The organism is Nakamurella endophytica, assembly GCF_014646215.1.
Classification (GTDB): domain Bacteria; phylum Actinomycetota; class Actinomycetes; order Mycobacteriales; family Nakamurellaceae; genus Nakamurella; species Nakamurella endophytica.
In genome coordinates this window covers 23,975-46,623 of record NZ_BMNA01000009.1, presented here as the reverse complement: position 1 = coordinate 46,623, position 22,649 = coordinate 23,975, and the positions used below count along the sequence as shown (strand labels likewise).

Genomic DNA, 22,649 nt, shown 5'->3' with positions numbered 1-22,649 from the left:
GGGCCCGACCCGTCCGGGTCTAGTGAGGACGCCGGGCACCGGCCCGCCGTCCCGTTCTTCCGGATGGCTCGCCGGTGATGGCCGGGTCGTCGCCGCCACCGCCGCGGACGACGGAGGCCTCACCGACCGGTCGGGTCGGTGAGGCCTCCACTGTACCGCCGGGCCGGAGTGGTCCGGACCCGTGCCGCGATCAGCCCTTCTTGAGCTGCCCGACCGGCGCCGCGGTGGGCGAACCGTTGCCGGTGGCGCTGCTGTCGAGCTGGTTGAGCTGCTCGTTCAGCCACTCCTTGAGCCGGCTGCGGTACTCGCGCTCGTACACCCGCAGGTCGTCGATCTTCTTCTCCAGGCTCCCGCGCTGGTCGGTGAGCTGCTGCATGGACTGCGCGTACTTGGCCTGCGCCTCGCGGTCCAGCGACTCGGCCTTGGCGGTGGCGTCGTTGACGAGCTTGTCCGAGGTCGCCTGCGCGTCCGAGACCAGCCGCTGGGACTCGTTGCGAGCCTCGGTCAGCATCCGGTCGGACTCGGTGTGCGCGTCGGACAGCAGCTTCTCGGACTCGGCGCGGGCGCTCGCCCGGGTGGCCTCGGCCTCCGCGGCGGCGTCGCTGGTCAGCCGCTCGGCGGTCTCCTGCGCCAGCCCGAGCAGCCGCGCGGCCTGGACGGAGGCGTCACCGGTGGCGACAGCGGCAGTGGCGGCCTGGGGGGCCGGCGCCGGCTCGGCGGCGGGCTGCACGGTCGGGGCGGCCGCCGGCTGCGGGGCGGAGTCCTGGGATGCGGGCGCCGGGGCGGCCGCGGCCGCCGCTCCGTCGCCGCCGGCGGCGGCGAGCCGCTGGGTCAGCTCGTTGTTCTCCTCGATCAGGCGCGCCAGCTCCGCCTCGACCAGGTCGAGGAAGGCGTCGACCTCGTCCTCGTCGTACCCGCGCTTGCCCAGCGACGGCTTCTTGAAGGCAACGTTGTGGACATCGGCCGGGGTGAGCCGCATTCGATAACTCCTTGCTCGTGCCGCTGCTGCAGTCGGTCGCCGTCCGCGCGCTCCGCGCCGCGACCCTCGCCGATCCCGAGATCAGGGAACCAGCACGCTGATGACCACCGACATGAGGATGTAGATGACGACCAGCAGGACGATGATGCTGAGGTCGAACCCTACCCCGCCCAGTCGGACGGTCGGAATCAGCCGCCGCAGCAGCTTCACCGGCGGGTCCGTGGCGGCATAGACGATCTCCATGGTGGCCGCGGGACGCCCGGCAGGACGCCACTGGCGGGCCAGCACCCGGACGAACTCGATCACGATGCGCGCCAGCAGGAGCAGCCGGAAGATCCACAGCAGCAGGTACACCACCTGCCAGACGATGTTCACCTCCCCAGTCTGGCGCATCGCCGCGCCGGACCGGCGGTGCCGGCAGTCCGGGTCACCCGCCGGGACGCGGTCACCCGCGGCAGCGGGGTCACCCGTCGCCGTCCGCGCCGTCCTCGGGGGTGAGCGGCCGCAGCGCGGCGAGGGTGTCCAGGTACCGCCGGCGTCGCGCGGCGAGCGCCGGGACACGGTCACCGGGCGCGGCCACCGGCGTCGCCGGCACCTGCGCGACCGTCTCCAGGGTCCGGTCGTCGAGCAGCCCGGCGGCGCGGGCGCCCAGCAGGGCGGCGCCGCGCGCGGAGGCACCGGGCACGTCCACCGCGTGCAGGTCGGCCCGGAGCACGTCGGCCAGCAACCGGCGCCACGCGGGGTGGACGGACCCGCCCCCCGCGATGCGCAGCACGCGCCCGTCGTCGGGGACCCCGGGCAGCGCCTCGAGGGCGTCGGCGGCCGCGAACGCCACGCCCTCCAGCGCCGCGTACAGCATCAGGTCGCGGTCGTGCCGGGCCGCGAGCCCGGTCCAGGCACCGCGGAGGCCGGTGTCCAGGTACGGCGTGCGCTCGCCGACCAGGTGCGGCAGGAAGACCGGGTCGCCCGGCTCGGGGCGGTGGCCGGCCGCGGCGTAGAGCTCGACCCACTCGGCGCCCAGCATCCGGCGCACCCAGTCCAGGGTCTGGCCGCCGGTCATGCTGGCGCCCATGGCGTACCAGCCGTCGGCCGTGGCCGACCGGTACAGGTGGGCCACCGGATCGGCGGACAGCGACGCGGCGGTCGGCGTCGGCGCCGGGCTCACCACCTGCACTCCGGTCCCGACGGTCAGCTGCACGCTGCCGGGAACGAACAGGCCGGAGCCGAGCGCGGCGGCCGCGGTGTCGGCGGCCCCGGCGGCCACCGGGATGCCGGCGGGCAGCCCGAGTTCCGTTGCGGTGTCACCGGTGAGGGCCCCGGCCGCCGCGCCGGCGGACGGCAGCAGGTCGGGCAGCAGCTCGCGACGCACGCCGAGGGCCGCCACCACGTCGTCGGACCAGTCCCCGGTCAGGACGTCGAAGAGCAGGGTGGCCGAGGCGTCGCTGGGCTCGGCGGCCACGACGCCGGTCAACCGGGCGCGCACCCAGTCCTTGGGCTGCAGCGCCCAGCGGGACGCGGCGACGACCGCCGGCTCGTGCCGGTGCAGCCAGGCCAGCTGCGGGCCGGCCATGCCCGGCACCACCGGGTTGCCCAGCCGGGGCCGGGTGTCCGGGCCCAGCTCGCGGTACAGCGCGGTCTCGGCGCCGGCGCGGGCGTCGGCCCACAGCACCGCGGGGCGGGTCGGCCGCCCGTCGGCGTCGGCGAGCACGACGCCGTGCATCTGCCCCGACAGGCCGATGCCGACCGGTGCGGCACCGGGCTCCGCCGCCAGCACCTGTGCGACCGCCGACCGGATCGCCGACCACCAGGCGGCCGGGTCGGTCTCGGACCAACCGGGGTGCGGGCGGGTCACCGGGTAGTCGGCCCCGGCCTGCGCCCGGACGGCGCCGTCGGGACCGGTGAGCACGACCTTGACGGAACTGGTGCCCAGGTCGATACCCAGCACGGCGGGTGGCGGCGCGGCGGTCACCGGGTCTCCTCGCGGCGGTCGGACCCCGGCACGCCGCGAGGCGCCTGCCGGGTCGGGGCAGGCGCCTCGCGAGGGGCTCGGGGTGGGTCAGCGGCCGGACGAGGCCGCCGCGGTGAGAGCGGCGACGTCCGAGTCCGCCGGGAGCAGCATGAACACCTTCGGGGCGACCTTCTCGATCGACCCGCGCAGCGAGAACGCCAGCCCGGCGGAGAAGTCGACCAGCCGGCGGGCGTCGGCGTCGGACATGTCGGTCATGTCCAGGATCACCGACTGGCCGTCCCGGTACTTCTCGCCGATGACGCGGGCCTCGGCGAAGCCGGTCAGCTTGACGGTGGCCGGGCGGGCGGCGCCGTCCGGGTCGCGGCGGACCGCCTCGGCGTGCGCGACGGCCAGGGCGCCGTGGGTGATCGGCTCGCTGCGCCGCTCGGTGCGAGCCGGGTACTGGTCGGCCGGGACGGCGGCCGCGTAGGCCGAACGCGCCGGACGGTCGTGGTCGGCATAGGCGGGACCGTCGAACGAGCCGTAGTCGCGGTCGTAGGACCCCTCGTACTCGCCCTCGTAGCCGCCGTCGTCGTCGTACGGCCGCTGGTCCTCCGGGACCAGCCCCAGGAAGGCCCCCACCTTGCGCCATGAACCCATCGGAGTCGTCCCTTCCCGGTCCCGCTCGATCGATGCGGGAGTCCTTGTCCTGGTGAGGCTATCGGGCGGGCCGGACGGGGTCCGGCTGCGACACACCCCGGTGCCGCGGGGTCAGGCTCCGCCCCCGCCGGGCGGTGCGAACACGTCCGTTGCGCCGGGGCCGCCGGGGTCGGCCGGCGTGTGCTCCGGCGCCGTCCAGACCACACCGGCGAACCGGCCGGTGCGGGCCCCGCCCATCCGGCGGTGGCTGAACAGCGTGCCGTCCTCCCGGCTGCAGCGGGGATCGACCCGCCACCGGGCAACGCCCAGGCCGGCCAGCTGCGCGGCCAGCCCGGCACGCAGGTCGAGACCCCCGGTGCCGTCCGCGGTGCGGCAGGCCGACCCCGGCAGCTGCCGCTCCACCTCGTCCTGCAGGTCGTCCGGCACCTCGTAGCAGCGCCCGCAGATGGCCGGACCGAGCAGCACCTGGGTGCGGCCCGTCGAGCCGCCCAGGTCCTCGAGCGCGGCCAGCAGCCGGCCGAGGATCCCGGCGGCGGCGCCGCGCCGCCCGGCGTGGGCGACGCCGACGACGCCGGCGACCGGATCCGCGGCCAGCACCGGGACACAGTCCGCCACCAGGACGGCGAGTGCCGTGCCCGGCCGGTCGGTGACCAACCCGTCCGTGGCCTCGAACGGTCCGTCGATCCGGTCGCCGACCCCGGCCACGGAGGTCCCGTGCACCTGGTGCATCCAGGCCGTCCGCGCCGCGGGCACGCCGGTGCGCTCGGCGAGCAGCTCCCGGTTCCGGGCCACCGCCGGGGGCGCGTCTCCGACGCCGTCCGACAGGTTCCAGGCGTCGTACGGCGGCGCCGAGACACCGCCGTCCCGGCCGGTCAGCAGGTGACCGACCCCCGCCCGGACCAGCGTGGTCACCGCTTCATGAACGGCGGCACGTCCACGTCGTCGTCGTCCAGGGTGTCGACGGCCCGGCTGGACAGCGGCGGGGTGTGCGCCTGCTGGCCGTAGCCGTTGGTCGACGGGTGCGGGTAGGCCTGCGGTGCCGGCTGGGCCGGGCGGCCGTAGCCGCCGCCGGGCTGGCTGCCGCCGTGGCCGTTGGCCGGCTCGTAGGACGGAGCGGGCGGGGCGGCCGGACGCGACGGGGCCGGCGCGGGCTCCGACGTGGTCCGGGCGCGGCGGTCGAGCATCGGCGGCCGCACCGACGGCGTCGAGTCGAACCCGGCGGCGATGACGGTCACCCGGACCTCGTCACCGAGCGAGTCGTCGATCACCGTCCCGAAGATGATGTTGGCCTCCTCGTGGGCGGCCTCCTGCACCAGCGACGCGGCCTCGTTGATCTCGAATAGGCCCAGGTCGCTGCCGCCGGCGATGGACAGCAGGACGCCGTGCGCACCGTCCATGGAGGCCTCCAGCAGCGGCGAGTTGATCGCCTTGCCGGCGGCCTGCACGGCGCGGCCCTCGCCGCGGGCCGACCCGATGCCCATCAGCGCGGTGCCGGCGCCGGCCATGACCGACTTGACGTCGGCGAAGTCGACGTTGATCAGGCCGGGCGTGGTGATCAGGTCGGTGATGCCCTGGACACCGTTGAGCAGGACCTCGTCCGCGCTGCGGAAGGCGTCCATGAGCGAGACCCCGAGGTCGCCCAGCTGCAGCAGCCGGTCGTTCGGGATGACGATCAGGGTGTCGCACTCGTTGCGCAGGTTCTGAATGCCGTCCTCGGCCTGGCCGCCGCGCCGCTTGCCCTCGAAGGCGAACGGGCGGGTCACCACGCCGATGGTCAGCGCGCCGAGCTTGCGGGCGATCGAGGCGACGACCGGGGCACCACCGGTGCCGGTGCCACCGCCTTCCCCAGCGGTGACGAAGACCATGTCCGCGCCCTTGAGCACCTCCTCGATCTCCTCGCGGTGGTCCTCCGCGGCCTTGCGGCCGACGTCCGGGTTCGCCCCGGCACCCAGCCCGCGGGTGAGCTCGCGGCCGACGTCCAGCTTGACGTCGGCGTCCGACATCAGCAGCGCCTGCGCGTCCGTGTTGATCGCGATGAACTCCACCCCGCGGAGCCCGACCTCGATCATCCGGTTGACCGCGTTCACGCCGCCGCCGCCGATGCCGACGACCTTGATGACCGCGAGGTAGTTGTGCGGTGGCGTCATCTGCCCGGTCCTTTCCCTGTGTCGTTGCGACTGTCCTGGGACATGTCCTTCATGTCACCGAATGTCACGAATGTCACTGGTGTCACTGGTGTCACTGGTGTCACTGGTGTCACTGACATGTCAGTGCGATGCGATGCCGGGGCCACCCTGTGCGGCTTCGGCAGCGGTGCCCGAGCCTCCGCCGTCCGTCCCGGTCAACCCTCAACCTGAACCAGACCGTCAGAGTTATGTCAAGTAGCGCTGGACATGAAGGTAGGTGTCGCGGCTCGGGACGCCCGGAAGGCACGCCGGGACGCGCCGGAACATGCCGCGCGACACGCCGGGAGGCGGATCCAGGACGGGACGCCGACCACACGCAGGACGGCAGGACGGACGGACTGCAGGACCGGAGGTGGTCCGGGCCGGGAGGAGACCGGCACCCGCGGCGCCCCGGCGGACCGCGGTCGGGAGGCGCGGTGCGAAGCGCACGGGCACCGGTCGGGTGGGGATTCGGGGCCGGAGCGGACGGGGACGGGTCGACGCTGGCGCCGGTCCCCCGGGGTCAGCGGACCGTGGCCAGCGTCGGGTCGGAGATGTCGAAGACGGTGCCGGGCTGCTGCAGCAGCGCGCCGAGCACCTGCATCTTGGTGGCGTCGTCCGCGGAGCCGCCCCAGATCACGGTGCGTCCGTCCCGCAGCAACACCCGGACGTCGTAGGCGGACGACGCCCGAACGGTCCTGACCTGCTTGCGGAAGTCCGAGGTCATCGCCCCGACGATCTTGAGTGCCGCCGTGGTGGCCGGGTCCTGCGGGCCCGGGGTGGCCAGCTCGACGGTGACCAGCCCGCCCGGCGCCCGGTCGACCTGCTGGTACGGGCGGCCGCCGGAGTCCAGCAACCAGAAGGTGCCGTTGGCGCTGGTGACGGCGACCGGCGTGCGGGCCAGCGCGGCCACCACGACGGCGTCCGGCCAGTGCCGGGTCACCGTCGCCGACGCGACCTGCGGCAGGGCCTCCACACGGCTCCGCACCGTGTCCAGGTCCACCCGCAGCAGCGGCGTGCCGGGCGGTGCGACGTCGTCCACCGCCTGCCGGATGTCCGCGGCCACCCCGTCGTCCACGCCGGCGACCTGGACGGTGCGGACGCCGAAGACGGACGTCGCGTACAGCACCCAGCCGGCGGCGGCGAGCAGCGCCACGACGAGCCCGGCGGCGAGCACCAGGGGCCAGCGCCGGCGGCGGCCGGGCAGGTCCTCGTCGAGCGACGCGGCAGCCTCCCCGTCGGCGTCCCCGTCCTGGAGCTCGACGGTGGCCGGGTCGCCGGTGTCGGTGATGCCGCCGGGCGGGTCCTGCTCGGCGGGCTCGACGCGCGGCGTGGAGGTCGGCGACGTGGCCGGACGCGCCGGTCCGGTGGTCGCCGGGCGGCGCGTGACGCGCGGGCCGCGGACGCGGTGCCCGTCGTGCTCGTCCGACCGAGGCTGCCCGCGCCGCTGGACCGCGGGGGGTGCGGGTCGGGCGGTGCCGGGCGCCGCGACCCGCCCGTCCGGGACGTCGTCGAAGACCGGGAGCACGTCGACCCCGCGGCGCCGGTCCTGGCCGGCGAAATACTCGCGGTCGGCCACGGCGACGGGGTCGGTGCGGTCGAGCGGGCGGCCGGCACGCCGCGGGGTGGTCGCGGGCCGGCGCGCCGGGCGGCTCCCTGGGAGCGGGCGGTCGTTCATCGGCGGGCGAGCACCTCCAGCAGCTGCGGGCCGAGCATGGTGACGTCGCCGGCACCCATGGTGATCACCAGGTCGCCGGGGCGGGCGATCCCGGCGACCCGCTCGGGCACCGACGCCAGCGACGGCAGGTAGTGCACGTCCGCGTCGCCGGGGACCCGGGAGCTGATCAGCTCGCCGGTGACGCCCGGCCGGGGGTCCTCGCGGGCGCCGTAGACGTCCAGCACCACCACGACGTCGGCCGCGCCGAGCGCCCGGCCGAACTCGGCGGCGAACGCGGTGGTCCGGGAGTACAGGTGCGGCTGGAAGACCACGACCAGGCGGCCGGCGCCGTCGGTGCCGTCGAGCACGGCACGGGCGGCGCGGAGCTGCGCCGCCACCTCCGTCGGGTGGTGCGCGTAGTCGTCGTAGACGGTGATGCCGGCCTCGCGGCCCTTGAACTCGAAGCGCCGCCGGACACCGGTGTAGCCGGCCAGCCCGGCCGCCATGTCCTCCGGGTCGACGCCGAGCGCGACACCCGCGGCCAGCGCCCCGGTGGCGTTGACGAGCATGTGCTCGCCCGGCACGGACAGGGTCAGCCGGACGGAGCGGCCACCCGGCAGCTCGACGACCGCCGCGCTGCCGTGCCCCACGGTGGTGTGCCCGGCGATCCGGACGTCCGCGCCGGCGGACAGCCCGTAGCGGACGATCCGCGGCGCGCCGGGACCGGCACCGACCCGCTCGACGAGCGCGCGGACCCCGGGGTCGTCGGTGCAGGCGACGAGGAAGCCGCCGGGCGCGATGCGCGCGGTGAACTGCTCGAACACGGCCTCGTAGGCCTCGGCGGTGCCGTGGTGGTCCAGGTGGTCCGGCTCGAGGTTGGTGACCACCGCGCCGTGCGGGGAGAAGGCCAGGAACGAGCCGTCCGACTCGTCGGCCTCCGCCACGAAGACGTCGCCGGTCCCCTGGTGCGCGCCGGACCCGGACTCGTTCAGCTCGCCGCCGATGGCGAACGACGGGTCCAACCCGCAGCGCTGCAGCGCGACGGTGAGCATCGAGGTCGTCGAGGTCTTGCCGTGCGTGCCGGCCACGCACACGCTGCGGCTGCCGGCCATCAGGGCGGCGAGCGCCTCGGCGCGCAGCACCACCGGGATCCGGCGACGGCGGGCCTCGGCGACCTCGGGGTTGTCGGCCCGGATGGCGGTGGACACGACGACCGCCGTCGGGCCGTCCGGCACCAGGTCCAGGTGTGCGGCGTCATGGCCGATGGCGGTCCGGACGCCGCGGTGCGCCAGGCCGGTGAGCACGTGCGAGCCCTTGGCGTCGGATCCGGACACCGGCAGCCCGCGGTCGGCGAGGATGCGGGCGATGGCGCTCATCCCGGCGCCGCCCACGCCGACGAGGTGGGTGCGGGCCAGCGAGCTGCCGTCGTGGGTCACCGGCACCGCGGTGGACGCGGCGGTGCCGCCGGCGCCGGTCACCGGGCGCGGTGCTTCCGGGCGGCGGCCAGCACGATGCGGGCCAGCAACTCGTCGGCGTGGGCGGTGTCGCTGCCGGCGGCGGCCCGCTCCATGTCCGCCAGCGCGTCCGGGTCCGTGACCAGCGGCACCACGGTGTCCAGCGCCGCGGCGGGGGTGAGCCGGTCCTCCTCGATCATCCGCGCCGTGCCGGCCGCGACCTGGTGCCGGGCGTTGAGCGCCTGCTCGCCGTTGCCGAAGGCCAGCGGCACGTAGAGCACCGGGGTGCGGGTGGCGGCGATCTCGCTGACCGTCATCGCGCCGGACCGTGCCACCAAGAGGTCCGCGGCCGCGTACGCCAGGTCCATCCGGTCGATGTACGGCACCGCGCGGTACGGCGGCGCGCCCGGCTCCGGCTCCGGCAGGTGGATGTCCTTGCCGCGGCCGTGCGCGTGCAGCACCTGGACGCCGGCCGCCCCGAGCTCCCGGGCGACCGACGCGAACACCTCGTTGAACCGGACGGCGCCCAGCGACCCGCCCACCACGACGAGCGTCGGCAGGTCCGGGTCCAGGTCGAAGAACCGGCGCGCCTCGGCGCGCAGCGCGTGCCGGTCCAGGTCGGTGAGCTCGCGCCGCACCGGGTTGCCCACCACCCGGGCGCCGCGCAGCCCGGAGCCGGGCACCGCGGCGGCCACCACGTCGGCGAACCGGGCGCCGATGCGGTTGGCGATGCCGGCGCGGGCGTTGGCCTCGTGGACCACGACGGGCAGCCGGCCGCGGGCCGCCAGGTAGGCCGGCAGGGCGACGTAGCCGCCGAACCCGATGACCACCTCGATGCCGCGGTCCCGGACGACCCGGCGCGCCGCCCGCACCGTGCCGCGCAGCCGCGCCGGCAGGGCCAGCGTCCCGGCGTCGATCCGCCGGGTGAACTTGACCTCGGGGATCAGCTCCAGGTCGTAGCCGTGCGCCGGGACCAGCGAGGTCTCGAGCCCGCGGGCGGTGCCCAGGAAGGTGATCGACGTGCCGGGGGCCAGGGTGGTGAGCGCCTGCGCGACGGCCAGGGCGGGTTGCACGTGACCGGCGGTCCCGCCGCCGGCAACGAGCACGCGGGCGTCCACGGGGAAGCCGTTCACGGGCGCATCCTCGCGGACCGCCGGTCCGGGGTCGAGGGCTGGCGACGCTCGCCCGCGGACGGCCGCCGGTCGCGAGTGGGCTGGGCGGCCGGGGACCACCCGTCGTCGCCGAAGTGCGAGGGGCGGTCGCCGTCCCGCCGCAGCTCCGGCGGCGCGCCGCGGCGGCGCCCACCGGTGGCAGCGGCGTCGGGGCGGCGGCGCGGGTCGGTGCGGGCGCCGGCCGGGCGACGGTCGGTGCCGTCGGGGCGGCGGCGCGGGTCGGGTCCCTCGGCGCGGCGGCGCGGGTCCGCCGGTGCGCGGCGCGCGTCGGGCGTCGCTGCCCGGCGGCCCGGCTCGACCGGCGGTGCGGTCCGCCGCGTCCTGGCCTCGTCGGGACGCCCGCGGTCGGCGACCGGGCGGCCGGCGCGGCGGGGATCCACCGGCGACGCCCCGCGGCGGGGTGCCGGGCGCCGGGCGGCGCGGGCCGCGGCCGCGGCGCGCTCCTCGCGGGAGCGCCGGGCGGCCTGGGTGCCGGCCTCGGCCTTGGCGACCCGGACCTCGGCGCGGCGGTGCCGGCGGTCGGCCCGCTCCTGCTGGGCGGCCTCGCGGCGGGCGGCGGCGGCGCGCCGGCGCAGGGTGCGGCGGCTGGGCGGTCGCGGGTCGCCGGGTCGCTGGACGTCGATGCCGAGGAAGCGCCCGATCCGTCCCGGGCCCTGCGCGTAGAGCGCCGCGGCCGCCTGCGGTTCGCGGCGCGCGAGGTTCGCCAGCAACCCGAACACCAGCATGGTGACGACCAGCGACGTGCCGCCGGCGGAGATCATCGGCAACGGAATGCCGGTCACCGGCAGCAGCCCGACGACGTAGCCGATGTTGATGGCCGCCTGCCCGACCAGCCACACGGTCGCGGCGGCGGCGACGATCTTGTTCCAGGGCTCGACGCTGCGCCGGGCGATGCGCAGCCCGGTGTAGGCCAGCAGCCCGAACAGCAGCAGCACCAGGCCGGTGCCGATCAGTCCGAGTTCCTCGCCGATGACCGCGAAGATGAAGTCGGAGTCCGCATTGGGCAGCCAGCTCCACTTGACCATCGACTGGCCGAGGCCGACGCCGAACAGGCCGCCGTGGCCCATGCCGAACCAGCCCTGCTGCACCTGGTAGGTCCACGCCTGGTAGGCGGGGTCGAACGGGTGCAGGAAGGCCAGGATGCGGGCGGCCCGGTAGCCGGCCGAGGTCGACAGGTACACGACGCCGGCGATGCCGCCGGCGGCGAGCAGCCCGAAGATCCACATCGGCGCGCCGGCGAACCACAGCACGGCGAAGAACACGATGCACAGGCTGACCGTCGTACCGAGGTCGGGCTGCATCATGATCAGCGCCACCATCAGGACGAACACCGGCAGCACCGGGAACAGCAGCGACCGCAGCGACCGCAGGGTGTGCCGGCGGGCGGCGAGCACGTGGGCCATCCACACCAGCAGCGCCACCTTGGCCAGCTCGCTGGGCTGGAAGGTGGCGGAGCCGACGCCGATCCAGCTGCGGGCGCCGTTGATCTTCTTGCCGATCACCAGCACGGCCGCCAGCAGGAACAGCGACACCAGCACGGCGGGAAAGGACGCCCCGCGGATGAACCGGGGCGACACCCGGGCCGCGAAGACGAACCCGACGGAGCCGATGACCGCGTAGACCGCCTGGCTCTCGAACGTCGCGAACGCCGATCCCGAGCCCTGCTTGAACGAGACGATCGACGACGCGGACAGCACCATGAGCAGCCCGAAGCCGAGCAGCAGCGCGAAGACGGCCAGGATCAGGTGCCAGGACGTCATGGGCCGGTCCAGCCAGTCCCGGGCGGCCCCGCGGACCCCGCCCAGCACGCGGCGGACCCGGCTCGGCGGGCGCTTCGCGGGCGCGCCGGCCCGGGCCGCCGGAGGCCGCCCACCCGACGGGCGGGCGGGACCGCCGGAGGCGGGGCGTGCGGGTCGACCGGTGGTGAGCTCGCTCACTCCGCCGCACCCGCCGGCGTCCCGGCCAGCTGCGAGACCGCCTCGGCGAACGCGGCGCCGCGGGCGGCGTAGGACGGGAACATGTCCAGCGATGCGGCGGCCGGGGCCAGCAGGACGGTGTCGCCGGTCGTCGCCACCCGCGCGGCCGCGCGCACCACCTCGGTCATGACCCGATGATCGGTGCCCGGGACGTGCATCCGCGGGACCTCGGGGGCGTGTCGAGCCAGAGCGGCGTCGATCACCGGGGCGTCGACACCGAGCAGCACCACGCCGCGCAACCGGTCCCGCACGGTCTGCACCAGCTCGTCCACGGACGCGCCCTTGAGCTGGCCGCCGGCGATCCACACGACGCTCGGGTAGGCGGTCAGCGAGGCCAGCGCCGCGTGCGGGTTGGTGGCCTTGCTGTCGTCCACGTACCGGACCCCGTCGACGGTGGCCAGCACGGTGTTCCGGTGCGCGCCCGGCGCGTAGGACCGCAGCCCGGCGGCGACGGCCGCGGCGTCGACGCCGACCGACAGGGCCAGCGCCGCGGCCGACAGCGCGTTGGTGACGTTGTGCGTGCCGGCCGGCCGCACGTCGGCCGCCGGCAGCAGCGGGCCGGCACCCCAGGCGTCGTCGACCAGCACTCCGTCCCGGACGCCGAGGCCGCCGGGCGGCGGCGGGCCGGCGGTCACCGGGACGCGGCGGCCGGCGGGGGCGGCCTCGAGCAGCGCCGCCGCGCCGGGGTCGTCGACGACCGCGACCGCGACCGCCCCGGTGAGTGCCCTGGCCTTGTCCGCGGCGTAGGCGGCCATGGAGCCGCCGTACCAGTCCAGGTGGTCCTCGGCGACGTTGAGCACCAGGCCGGCGTCCGGGTGCACCGACGGCGACCAGTGCAGCTGGAAGCTGGACAGCTCCGCGGCGAGCACGTCCTGGGGCGGGAACGCCAGGACCGCCTCGAGCGCCGGCCAGCCGACGTTGCCGCAGGCGGTCACCCGGCGGCCGGCGGCCCGCAGGATCGACTCTAGCATCCCGACGGTGGTGGTCTTGCCGTTGCTGCCGGTGACCACCAGCCAGGGCCGGCGGCTGCCCCGGTCGCCGGGAGCCGCTGCGGTGCCGTCGGTGCCGTCGGTGGTGCCGGTGCCGTGGGTGGTGCCGGTGCCGTGGGTGATACCGGTGCCCGTGTTGTCCAGCCGCCAGGCCAGCTCGACCTCGCCGAGGACCGGGATGCCGGCGGCCGCGGCCGCCTGCAGCACCGGGGTGGTCGGCGGGAAACCCGGCGAGGTGACGACCAGGTCGACGCCGGCCGGCGGTGCGGCGAGCGCGCCGGCCACGACCACGCCGGGGTCGCCGGCCAGGTCGGCCGGCAGCTGCGGGACCGCCCGGTCGGCGAAGACCGTCACCGGCCGGCCGAGGCTGCGCAGGTGACGGAGCACCGGCAGCGCCGAGACGCCGGCGCCGGCGACGAGCACCCGGCCGGTACCGGGCACCGCCGCGGCAGGTCCGTCGGCACCAGTACCGGCACCGGCACCGGCCTCGGGGCCGCCACCGGTACCGGCACCGGCGTCGGAGCCGGTCATCCGCCGGTGCGGGCGAGCCAGTCGGCGTAGAACAGCCCGGCGCCCAGGGCCGCGGACATGGCGGCCAGCAGCCAGAACCGGACCATCACCGTGGTCTCCGTCCACCCGCCGACCTCGAAGTGGTGATGGAACGGTGCCATCTTGAACACCCGGACCTTGCGGGCCTTGTAGACCAGCATCTGCAGCACGACGGACAGCATCTCGACGACGGCCAGCCCGGCCACGACGACCATCAGGAGCTCGGTGCGGGTCAGGATGGACAGCCCCGCGACCAGCCCGCCGAGCGCCAGCGAACCGCTGTCGCCCATGAAGATCCGCGCCGGGTGGGCGTTCCACCACAGGAACCCGATGCAGCCGCCGAGCGCACCGGCGGCGACCACGGCGATGTCCAGGGGGTCGCGGACCTCGTAGCAGCCGCCGAGCGCGGCGCCGGACAGGTCGGGGTTCCAGCAGGCGTTGCGGAACTGGTAGAAGCCGATGAAGACGTACGTGCCCAGCGCCATGACCGTGGTCCCGGCGGCCAGCCCGTCCAGGCCGTCGGTGAAGTTCACCGCGTTCGACCAGGCGGCGATGAGCAGCACCGCCAGGATGACGAACCCGACCGCGCCGAAGGACAGGAACCGCAGGTCCCGGGTGTACGACAGGGCGGTCGACGCCGGGGTGAGGCCGGGCGAGGTGGTGCCGTCGCTGCGCTGGTAGGCGGTCGTCCGGCCGAGCAGCGCCAGCACGCCGAAGGACACCGCGACGAAGGTCTGGCCGATCAGCTTCGCCCGCTTGCCGAGACCGAGGCTGCGCTGCTTGCGGATCTTGATCCAGTCGTCGAGCATGCCGACCACGCCCAGCCCGGTGGTCAGGTACAGCAGCAGGATGCCGGACAGGGTCGGGCCGATGCCGCCGGTGAACAGCTGCACCGCGATGGCGGCGGCGTACCCCGCCCACATGGCGATGACGATGGCCGTGCCGCCCATCGTCGGGGTCCCGCGCTTGCCGAGGTGGGTCTTCGGGCCGTCGTCGCGGATCTCCTGGCCGAAGCCCTGCCGCGAGAAGACCTTGATCAGGTACGGGGTCAGCAGGATCGAGACGACGAGCCCGACGACGGCCGCGACGAGGATCGACTTCACGCGCTGTCCCCCGCCGCCGGCGGCCCGGCGTCGCCGGCCGGATCCCCACCGGGCCCGTCGGCGAGCAGCGCCTGCGCCACCCGTTCCAGCCCCACCGCGCGGGACGCCTTCACCAGCACCACGTCTCCCGGTCGCACCGTCTCGAGCACCGCCGCGACGGCGGCGTCGACATCCGGCACCAGCCGGCTCTCCCCGTTCCAGGAGCCTTCCAGGTGCGCTCCCAGGTACAGCGCCCGGGCCCCGTCGCCCACGGCGATGACCTGGTCGATGCCCAGCCGCACGGCCAGCCGGCCGATGGCGTCGTGGGCGTCCCGGGCGGCGTCGCCCAGCTCGCCCATCTCGCCGAGCACGGCGACGGTCCTGCGGTGCTCGCCGATGGTGGCCAGGGACCGGAGCGCGGCGCGCACCGAGTCCGGGTTGGCGTTGTAGGCGTCGTTGATCACGGTGACCCCGTCGGGACGCTCGCGGATCTCCATCCGCCAGCGCGACGCCGGCCGGGCGGCGGACAGCGCGCCGGCGACGGCGTCCGGCGACATGCCGACGGTCAGCCCCACGGCGGCGGCGGACAGCGCGTTGCCGACCTGGTGCACCCCGGCGACGGCGAGCCGGACCTGGGCGGACCCCTGCGGGGTGACCAGCCGGAAGCCGGCCCGCGCCAGGTCGTCGACCGTGACGTCCTCGGCGCGGACGTCGGCGTCCCCGGTGCCGACGGTGACCACGCGGGCCGCCGTGCGGCTCGCCATGGCCAGGACCCGGTGGTCGTCGGCGTTCAGGACGGCGACGCCGCCCTCCGCCGCCGAGGGCAGGGCCTCGACCAGCTCGCCCTTGGCCTGCGCGATGGCATCGACCGAACCGAACTCGCCCAGGTGCGCGGAGCCGACGTTGAGCACCGCGCCGATCCGCGGTCGCGCGATCCGGGTCAGCGCCGCGATGTGCCCGCGGCCGCGGGCGGACAGCTCGAGGACCAGGTAGCGGGTGGAGGCGTCGGCCCGCAGCACGGTGTACGGATGTCCGAGCTCGTTGTTGAAGGACTCCGGCGGTGCCACCACCGCGGTCGCCGGATCCACCGGGCTGCCGCCCCGTTCCGGGTCGGCACCGGCCACCCCGGCGCGCAGCACGGCCGCCACCAGGTCCTTGGTGGAGGTCTTGCCCGAGGACCCGGTCAGCCCGACGACGGTCAGCCCGGTCGCGCGGACCAGCTCGGTGACGCTGTGCCGGGCGAGCGCGGCCAGCGCGTCCAGGACGGCGGTGCCGTCGGCCGCGCGCAGCAGCGGCAGGCCGGCGTCCGGCGGCAGGTCCCGGCTGCCGAGCACGGCGACCGCACCGGCCGCCCGGGCGGCGCCGGCCAGGTCGTGACCGTCGACGCGCTGCCCGGCCAGGGCCACGAACAGCGCACCGGGCACGACCCGGCGGGTGTCGAACTCCACCGAGGTGACCACGTCGTCCACGGCAGGGTCGCCGGCGTCGGGCACCGGCAGGCCGGTGACCTCGGCGACCTGCCGCACGGTCAAGGGGATCATGCGGCGGTCCCGTCGTGCCCGGCGTCGAAGCCCCGGCCGGCGAGCGCGGCCCGGACCTCGTCGCGGTCGGAGAACTCGTGCACCACGCCGGCCACCTCCTGGCCGGTCTCGTGGCCCTTGCCGGCCACCACCACGACGTCGCCGGCACGGGCGGCGGCGACGGCGGCACGGATGGCCTCGTGCCGGTCCCCCACCTCGCGGACGTCGGCCTGCCCGGGGCGCCGGCGCATCGCACCGCGGGTGCCGGCCAGCACCGCGGCGCGGATGGCGGCGGGCGACTCGGACCGGGGGTTGTCGTCGGTCACCACGACCAGGTCGGCCCACGCCGCGACGGCGGCGCCCATCAGCGGGCGCTTGCCGCGGTCGCGGTCGCCACCGGCGCCGACCACCACGATCAGCCGGCCGGTCAGGCCGGCCCCGACCGCCTCCAGCACGGCTTCGAGCGCGGCCGGCTTGTGCGCGTAGTCGACGACCGCCAGGAACGGCTGCCCGGCGTCCACCCGCTCCATCCGGCCGGGCACCACCACGGTGGCCAGCGCCCGTGCGGCCGCATCGACGTCGACGCCGGTGCCGGAGCGGGCGACGCAGGCCAGCGCCAGCACCGCGTTGGCGGCGTTGAACGGTCCCGGCAGCGCCAGCGACACGTCGAGCACCGGACCGTCGGGGCGCCGGATGCACAGCTGCTGGGTGCCGCCGGCAACCGGCCGCAGCTCGGCCAGGCTCCAGTCGGCCGGCGTCGACCCCGTCCCGGAGACGGTCACCGCACCGGGCACCGTCGCGGCCAGGCGGCGGCCGTAGGGGCCGTCGACGTCGACGACGGCCCGGTCCGACCGGCCGTCGAACAGCAGCGACTTGGCCCGGAAGTAGGACTCCATGTCGGGATGGAAGTCCAGGTGGTCCTGCGACAGGTTGGTGAACGCGCCGACCGCGAACCGGGTGCCGGCGACCCGGCCCAGCTCCAGCGAGTGCGACGACACCTCCATCGCCACCGCCCGCGCCCCCTGCTCGGCCATCACCGCGAAAAGGGCCTGCAGGTCCGGTGCCTCCGGGGTGGTGAGCGCACTGGGCGACGCCTGGCCGCCGATCCGGGTCTGCACGGTGCCGATCAGGCCGACCGGATCGCCGCCGGCCTGCAGCGCAGCCTCCAGCAGGTAGCAGGTGGTCGTCTTGCCGGACGTCCCGGTGACCCCCAGGACGGCCAGCCGGCGGCTGGGATCGCCGTAGACGGCGGCCGCGACGTCCCCCAGCACCGCCCGGACGTCGGGGCACACCAGGACCGGCAGCGCGGCAGCGCCTCCAGCGCCGTCGGCGCGGTCAGCCCCGTCGGCGGCGTCCCTGGTCGCCACGGCGGCCGCGCCGGCCGCATCGGTGAGCACCGCGACGGCGCCGGCCTGCCGGGCGTCGTCGGCGAACGCGGCGCCGTGCACGCGCGTGCCGGGCAGGGCCGCGAACAGGTCACCGGGCCGGACGTGCTGCGCCCGCAGGGTGATGCCCTGCACCGCGACGTCCGCCGCACCGGGCGGCGCGGCGGCGCCGGCGACCGCGGCGAGCCGGGTCAGCGGCACCGGCACGACCCGGCGGGGCCGCGGCGGCGCGGGAGCGGAGGCGGCACACACGGACGACGAGGCTACCTGTCGAGGTTCAGGTAGAGCGGGACCACGGGCGCCGCCTCCTTGGACGGCGGCACGCTCTCCGCGCGCAACGCGTACGACGCGACGTCGTGGAACAGCGGCGCGGCGGCGCCGCCACCCTCCGTCTCCACCTGCGGCGCGTCCATCCACACCGCGATGGCGAACCTGGGGTTGTCGGCCGGCACGATGCCGGCGAAAGTGGCGTTGTACTTCGTCCGCGAGTAGCCGCCGGTCTTGGGGTCGACCTGCTGCGCGGTGCCGGTCTTGCCGGCCACCTGGTAGCCCTGGATGGCGGCCCTGGCGCCGGTGCCGTCGTAGGCCAGGCTGCCGCCCTGCACGGTGGCCTTGAGCATGGTGAGCAGGGTGCTCGCGGTGCCGGCCGACATCACCCGGCCGGTCACCCGCGGGGTGGTCGCGGTGGTGACGCCGTCGGTGGTCCTGGACTTGACCACCGTCGGGGCGATCATGACGCCCTTGTTGCCGATCGCCTGGTACATGTCCACCAGCTGCAGCAGCGTCATCGACAGGCCCTGCCCGATGGGCAGGTTGGCGAAGCTGGTGGCCGACCACTGGCTCTGCTTGGGCACCTGGCCGGACGACTCGCCGGGCAGCTCGATGCCGGTCTTGCGCCCGAGCCCGAAGCGGGTCAATTCCTGCGCGAACGCGTCCTCGCCGAGCTTCTGCGCGATCATCAGGGTGCCGACGTTGGACGACTTGGCGAGGACGCCGGTGGCGGTCATGTCGACCGGGTCGTGCCCCCAGGCGTCGTGCACGACGTGCCCGCCCATCAGGATGTTGTCCTTGACGTGGAGCACGGTGTCGGGCTTGATCAGGCCGCGCTCGATCGCGGCGGCGAACGTCACGACCTTGTTCACCGAGCCCGGCTCGATCGGCGCGGAGATGGCGAGGTTGCCCACCTCGCGCGTGGTCTTGCCCGGCTGGTAGCAGGCCATCGAGTAGATCTGTCCGTCGCTGATGCCCTTGACGACGATGCAGCCGCGGACCGCCTTGGAGGCCTCGACCTGCGCCGCGAGCATCCGCTCGGTCGTGTACTGCAGGTCGGCGTCCAGCGTCAGCGTCAGGTCGGTGCCGTCGACGGCCGGGACGTCGTCGCTGACGGTGCCCGGGATGGGGCGGCCGTGCTGGTCCACCTGCTGCACCCGCGAGCCCGCGGAGCCGGCGAGCTGCTTCTCGAACCAGGCCTCGATGCCGGAGGCCCCGACGCCACCCCAGCCGGTCGACCCGACGATCGGGGCGGCGACGTCGCCGTCGGGGGTCTGCCGCAGGTCCTGCCGCTCCAGCGCCACCGCGTCGATGTCGGCGGCGGGCAGCACGGTGCCGATCCGGTCCATGACCGCGTCGGCCTGCGCCGGCATCAACCCGCGGGCCAGGTAGACGTACTTCTTGCTGGTGTCGCGCAGCCGGGTCAGCACCTCGGCCCGGTCGACACCGGTGCCGGACGCGGTCTTGGCGCCGAGCATCTGCACCAGGATGTCGGCCACCTGCTGGCGCTTCTGGTCCGCCGTGGTGGCTGCGCGCGGATCGCCGTCGAGGTCGTAGGTCGGCTTGCCGGCGGGGTCGTCGGTGAACAGCTGCGGGCGGCCGGCGACGGCCCGTCCCTCGACGGTGAAGGCCAGCTGGGTGCCGTTGCGGTCCGCGATGGACCCGCGGACGGGGTACAGCTTCGTCGTCGTCTCGCGCTGCTCCATGCCCACCGAGGCGAGCGCGTGGGCGTCGACGCCCTGGATGAAGGTCAACTTGACCAGCGCGGCGCCGAGCATGAGCACCAGGACGACCAGCGCCCCACGGGTGCGCCACGGCGAGACCGGACGGCCTGCGCGGTCCCGCCGGGTCCGGCGGCCGCGGTGCGAGGCGGCCGGGCGGGACCGGCGGGCCGGCCGAGGGCCGCCGTCCCGGGCGTCCGCGACGCGACCGGCGGACGGCGCCGGGCGGGTGGGCCGCGCGGACCGCAGCGGCGCGGCCCCCGGCCGGCGTCCGGACCGGGACTGCGGCGCCGCGGCGCCGGCGGGGCGACCAGGGGTCGGACGGTCCAGCCCGTCCGGGGCGGCCGCGGCGTCCCGGCGGCCGGGACCGGGCCGGCGGAGGCTGCGGCCGTCGTCGGCGGTGCGGCCGGCGGCGCGTCCGGTCGCCGTGGCGCGGTCGGCGGTGGAGCCGCGGCCGGTCGCGGTGGCACGGCCGGTCCGGGCAGTGCTGCCGGTGCCGCCGGTGCGATCAGTACGGGCAGCGCGGCCGGTGGGGTCCGCCGCCCGGCGCGGATCCGGTGCGCCGTCGGCCGGGCGGGGGCGCTGCGGCGCGACCGCTCCGCGTCGCGGCGCCCCGTCCCGGCGCGGGTCACCGCCCCGGTCCGGACCCCAGCCCTGGGCGGGGATCCGGGGTGCCGCGTCCGTCCGCCGGTCCGACCACTGCACGGTCACCTGGTGCCCCCTGTCGCTGCGGTGGTCGGTGCGGTCCCGCCCGTGGTGGGCGGCGTGCTGCTGCCGGCGCCGGACGCGGCGGCGAGCTGCTGCTCGGCGAGCTGGCCGGCGGCGCCGAGACCGGAGTCGGGCTGTCCGGCGGCTGGCGAGGTGCGGGCCTGGGTGCCGGGCGTGGTCGGCTGCGCGGCGGCCTGCTGCTGGCCGGCCCGCTGCTGTGCCGCCTGCTGGGCTGCGGCCTGCTGCGCTGCCTGCTGCGCTGCCGCCCGCTGCGCTGCCTGCTGGGCTGCAGCCTGCTGCGCCGCCTTTTTCGCTGCTGCCTGCTGCGCTGCCTTCTGCGCCGCCTTCTGCGCCGCCTGCTGCGCCGCCTTCTGTGCTGCCTTCTGGGCCGCCGCCTGCTGCGCTGCCTTCTTCGCCGCCGCCTGCTGCGCCGCCTTCTCGGCGGCGGCCCGGGCGGCGCGCTGCTCGGGGGTCAGCTTGGCCAGCGCGGCTGCTTCGGCGGCCTTGCGCGCGGCCTCCGCAGCGGCGGCCCGCTTGGCCTTGACCTGGTCGGCCCTGGCCTTGCGGGCCGCGGCGTCCTTGGCCGCCTGCGCCGCCTTGGCGGCCAGCACGGAGGCCGGCTCCGGGACCGGGGTCGGCGTGCCGTAGACCTTCGCGGCGCCGCCGTTCGGATCGGGGACGATCATCGCCGGGTCGCCGCCGGCCGGTACCAGGCCCAGCGCCGCCGCGGCCGCGGCGATCCGCGGGATCGACCCGAGCGAGGCGACGTCGCGCTGCGCCGCCTCGATCTCGAGCTGCAGCGCCGCCTGGTGCTGCCGGCTGCGGTCGGCGCGGACGCCGTTCTCGTCGGACATGGTATTCAGCCAGAGCACCCCGACCACACCCCCGGCCAGCAGCGCCATGACCAGCAGCACGAACGGCGCCCGGGCCAGGGCCGCGCGGATCGGCGCGCCGGTGGACCGCAGCCGGTCGCCGCTGATCCGGCCGACCCGCCGCTCCCGGCGGTCGTAGGCCCGGCTGCCGGACCGGCTCGACGCCGCGGCGCGCCGGGCGGGTCCCGCATCGCGATCCCGCTGCGGCTCGATCGCCGGGTCGTCGGGTGTCCGGTGTTCCGGGTCCCGCGGTGGTCGGGTCAGCGCCTGGCTCATGCAGCGGCCTTCCGTAGGCGTCGAGCGGCCCGCAGCCGGGCGGAGGCCGCCCGCGGGTTGACGGCGATCTCCTGGTCCGACGGCGCGCCGGCGCCACGGGTGATCCAGGCCAGCTCGGGCTCGTGGCCCGGCAGGTCGACGGGGAGGTCCACCGGCGAGGTGGAGCGGGTCAGCGGCGCCAGTGCCTGCTTGACGATCCGGTCCTCGAGCGAGTGGTAGGACAGCACGACGATCCGGCCACCCACTGCGAGGTGACGCACGGCAGCCGGCACCGCGCGCCGCAGGGCGCCCAGCTCGTCGTTGACCTCGATGCGCAAGGCCTGGAACGTCCGCTTGGCCGGGTGGCCGCCGGTGCGCCGGGCCGGCGCGGGGATGGCCGCGCGGACCAGATCGACCAGCCGGGCGCTGCGGTCGAACGGCGCGTGCTGCCGATCGCGGACGACGGCGGCGGCGATCCGGCCGGCGAAGCGCTCCTCGCCGTACTCGCGCAGCACCCGCGCCAGCTCGCCGGCCGAGTAGGTGTTCAGCACGTCCGCGGCGGTGATCCCGGTGGTCGGGTCCATCCGCATGTCCAGCGGCGCGTCCTGCGCGTACGCGAAGCCGCGGTCGGCCTCGTCCAGCTGCAGCGACGAGACGCCCAGGTCGAACAGCACGGCCTGGACGCCGTCGGCGGGGCCGTGCTCGTCGAGCACCTCGCCGATCCGGTCGTAGACGGCGTGCACCAGCACGGCGCGGTCGGCGACGCCGGCCGCGGCCAGTCGGGCGCCGGCGATGCGCAGGGCCTGCGGGTCGCGGTCGATGCCGACGGCCCGGGTTTCGGGGTGGGCGCGGAGCAGCAGCAGGGTGTGCCCGCCCATCCCGAGCGTGGCGTCGACCAGGAGGGACGGTCCGTCAAGGGCGGGGGCGAGCAGTTCGGCGACCCGGTCGGCCAACACGGGGACGTGCAGCCGGTCCAGTGCCCCGATGTCCGCAGGGGCCGGATCGGCCGGGGAGGCCGGGTCGGGACGGGACGGCTGGGGCGGGGTGGCGGATCCGGGGTCCACACCCGCCATGCCGTCCTCGCTCTCCGACGTCGGTGGGTGGGCCCCGCGGTCGGGTCCCCATCCGCACGGGCCTGGCATGGGGGAAGTCGTGCCAGGACCTGCGGATGCGGGCCGGGCCGCGGGGAGCGACCCGGAGCCGGACGACAGGTCCGGCCCGCTGTGCTGCCGATTGCTGCTGGTGGTGCCGGTGGTGCGGTGTGGTGCCCGGTGCGGTGGTGGTGCA

General features: G+C 76.1%; 17 protein-coding genes. All 17 read right to left on the bottom strand.

The window, feature by feature from the left end; genetic code table 11:
* Window positions 1–190: 190 nt before the first annotated feature.
* Window positions 191–979, bottom strand: a complete 789-nt coding sequence (gene wag31, locus IEY37_RS22285) for a DivIVA-like cell division protein Wag31 (RefSeq protein ID WP_229674549.1) — start codon at window positions 977–979, stop codon at window positions 191–193.
* A gap of 81 nt (window positions 980–1,060) precedes the next feature.
* The gene (locus IEY37_RS16920) at window positions 1,061–1,354 is read right to left on the bottom strand and encodes a YggT family protein (RefSeq protein WP_229674548.1); all 294 of its coding nucleotides are present in this window, start codon (window positions 1,352–1,354) and stop codon (window positions 1,061–1,063) included.
* A gap of 88 nt (window positions 1,355–1,442) precedes the next feature.
* Entirely contained in the window at window positions 1,443–2,948 is a 1,506-nt protein-coding gene (locus IEY37_RS16915; RefSeq protein ID WP_188943676.1) for a xylulokinase, read from the bottom strand.
* 87 nt (window positions 2,949–3,035) lie between these two features.
* On the bottom strand, window positions 3,036–3,587 hold the full coding sequence (locus IEY37_RS16910) for a cell division protein SepF (RefSeq protein WP_188943674.1): 552 nt from the start codon (window positions 3,585–3,587) through the stop codon (window positions 3,036–3,038).
* A gap of 111 nt (window positions 3,588–3,698) precedes the next feature.
* The gene (gene pgeF, locus IEY37_RS16905; RefSeq protein WP_229674547.1) at window positions 3,699–4,499 is read right to left on the bottom strand and encodes a peptidoglycan editing factor PgeF; all 801 of its coding nucleotides are present in this window, start codon (window positions 4,497–4,499) and stop codon (window positions 3,699–3,701) included.
* Window positions 4,496–5,734 (bottom strand): cell division protein FtsZ, encoded by a 1,239-nt coding sequence (gene ftsZ, locus IEY37_RS16900; RefSeq protein ID WP_188943672.1) that lies wholly within the window; start codon window positions 5,732–5,734, stop codon window positions 4,496–4,498. Before ftsZ ends, pgeF begins: the two co-directional genes overlap by 4 nt.
* A gap of 541 nt (window positions 5,735–6,275) precedes the next feature.
* Window positions 6,276–7,430 (bottom strand): cell division protein FtsQ/DivIB, encoded by a 1,155-nt coding sequence (locus tag IEY37_RS16895; protein WP_188943670.1) that lies wholly within the window; start codon window positions 7,428–7,430, stop codon window positions 6,276–6,278.
* Entirely contained in the window at window positions 7,427–8,785 is a 1,359-nt protein-coding gene (murC, locus tag IEY37_RS16890; protein WP_188943765.1) for a UDP-N-acetylmuramate--L-alanine ligase, read from the bottom strand. Before murC ends, IEY37_RS16895 begins: the two co-directional genes overlap by 4 nt.
* 98 nt (window positions 8,786–8,883) lie before the next feature.
* A complete protein-coding gene (locus IEY37_RS16885) occupies window positions 8,884–9,996 on the bottom strand; it encodes a UDP-N-acetylglucosamine--N-acetylmuramyl-(pentapeptide) pyrophosphoryl-undecaprenol N-acetylglucosamine transferase (protein ID WP_188943668.1) in 1,113 nt (370 codons plus the stop codon).
* Complete coding sequence (gene ftsW, locus IEY37_RS16880; RefSeq protein ID WP_188943666.1) at window positions 9,993–11,795, bottom strand: putative lipid II flippase FtsW; 1,803 nt, start codon at window positions 11,793–11,795, stop codon at window positions 9,993–9,995. Before ftsW ends, IEY37_RS16885 begins: the two co-directional genes overlap by 4 nt.
* A gap of 173 nt (window positions 11,796–11,968) precedes the next feature.
* Window positions 11,969–13,531, bottom strand: coding sequence for a UDP-N-acetylmuramoyl-L-alanine--D-glutamate ligase (murD, locus tag IEY37_RS16875; protein ID WP_188943664.1), 1,563 nt, complete (start codon window positions 13,529–13,531; stop codon window positions 11,969–11,971).
* A complete protein-coding gene (gene mraY / locus IEY37_RS16870; RefSeq protein WP_188943662.1) occupies window positions 13,528–14,652 on the bottom strand; it encodes a phospho-N-acetylmuramoyl-pentapeptide-transferase in 1,125 nt (374 codons plus the stop codon). The genes murD and mraY overlap by 4 nt, the downstream gene beginning before the upstream one ends.
* The gene (locus IEY37_RS16865) at window positions 14,649–16,172 is read right to left on the bottom strand and encodes a UDP-N-acetylmuramoyl-tripeptide--D-alanyl-D-alanine ligase (RefSeq protein ID WP_188943660.1); all 1,524 of its coding nucleotides are present in this window, start codon (window positions 16,170–16,172) and stop codon (window positions 14,649–14,651) included. The genes mraY and IEY37_RS16865 overlap by 4 nt, the downstream gene beginning before the upstream one ends.
* On the bottom strand, window positions 16,169–17,731 hold the full coding sequence (locus IEY37_RS16860) for a UDP-N-acetylmuramoyl-L-alanyl-D-glutamate--2,6-diaminopimelate ligase (protein ID WP_373298380.1): 1,563 nt from the start codon (window positions 17,729–17,731) through the stop codon (window positions 16,169–16,171). The genes IEY37_RS16865 and IEY37_RS16860 overlap by 4 nt, the downstream gene beginning before the upstream one ends.
* A 68-nt stretch (window positions 17,732–17,799) precedes the next feature.
* Window positions 17,800–19,584, bottom strand: a complete 1,785-nt coding sequence (locus IEY37_RS16855) for a peptidoglycan D,D-transpeptidase FtsI family protein (protein ID WP_229674571.1) — start codon at window positions 19,582–19,584, stop codon at window positions 17,800–17,802.
* 650 nt (window positions 19,585–20,234) lie between these two features.
* Window positions 20,235–21,383, bottom strand: a complete 1,149-nt coding sequence (gene ftsL, locus IEY37_RS16850) for a cell division protein FtsL (RefSeq protein WP_188943653.1) — start codon at window positions 21,381–21,383, stop codon at window positions 20,235–20,237.
* On the bottom strand, window positions 21,380–22,435 hold the full coding sequence (gene rsmH / locus IEY37_RS16845; protein WP_188943651.1) for a 16S rRNA (cytosine(1402)-N(4))-methyltransferase RsmH: 1,056 nt from the start codon (window positions 22,433–22,435) through the stop codon (window positions 21,380–21,382). The genes ftsL and rsmH overlap by 4 nt, the downstream gene beginning before the upstream one ends.
* Window positions 22,436–22,649 lie beyond the last annotated feature (214 nt).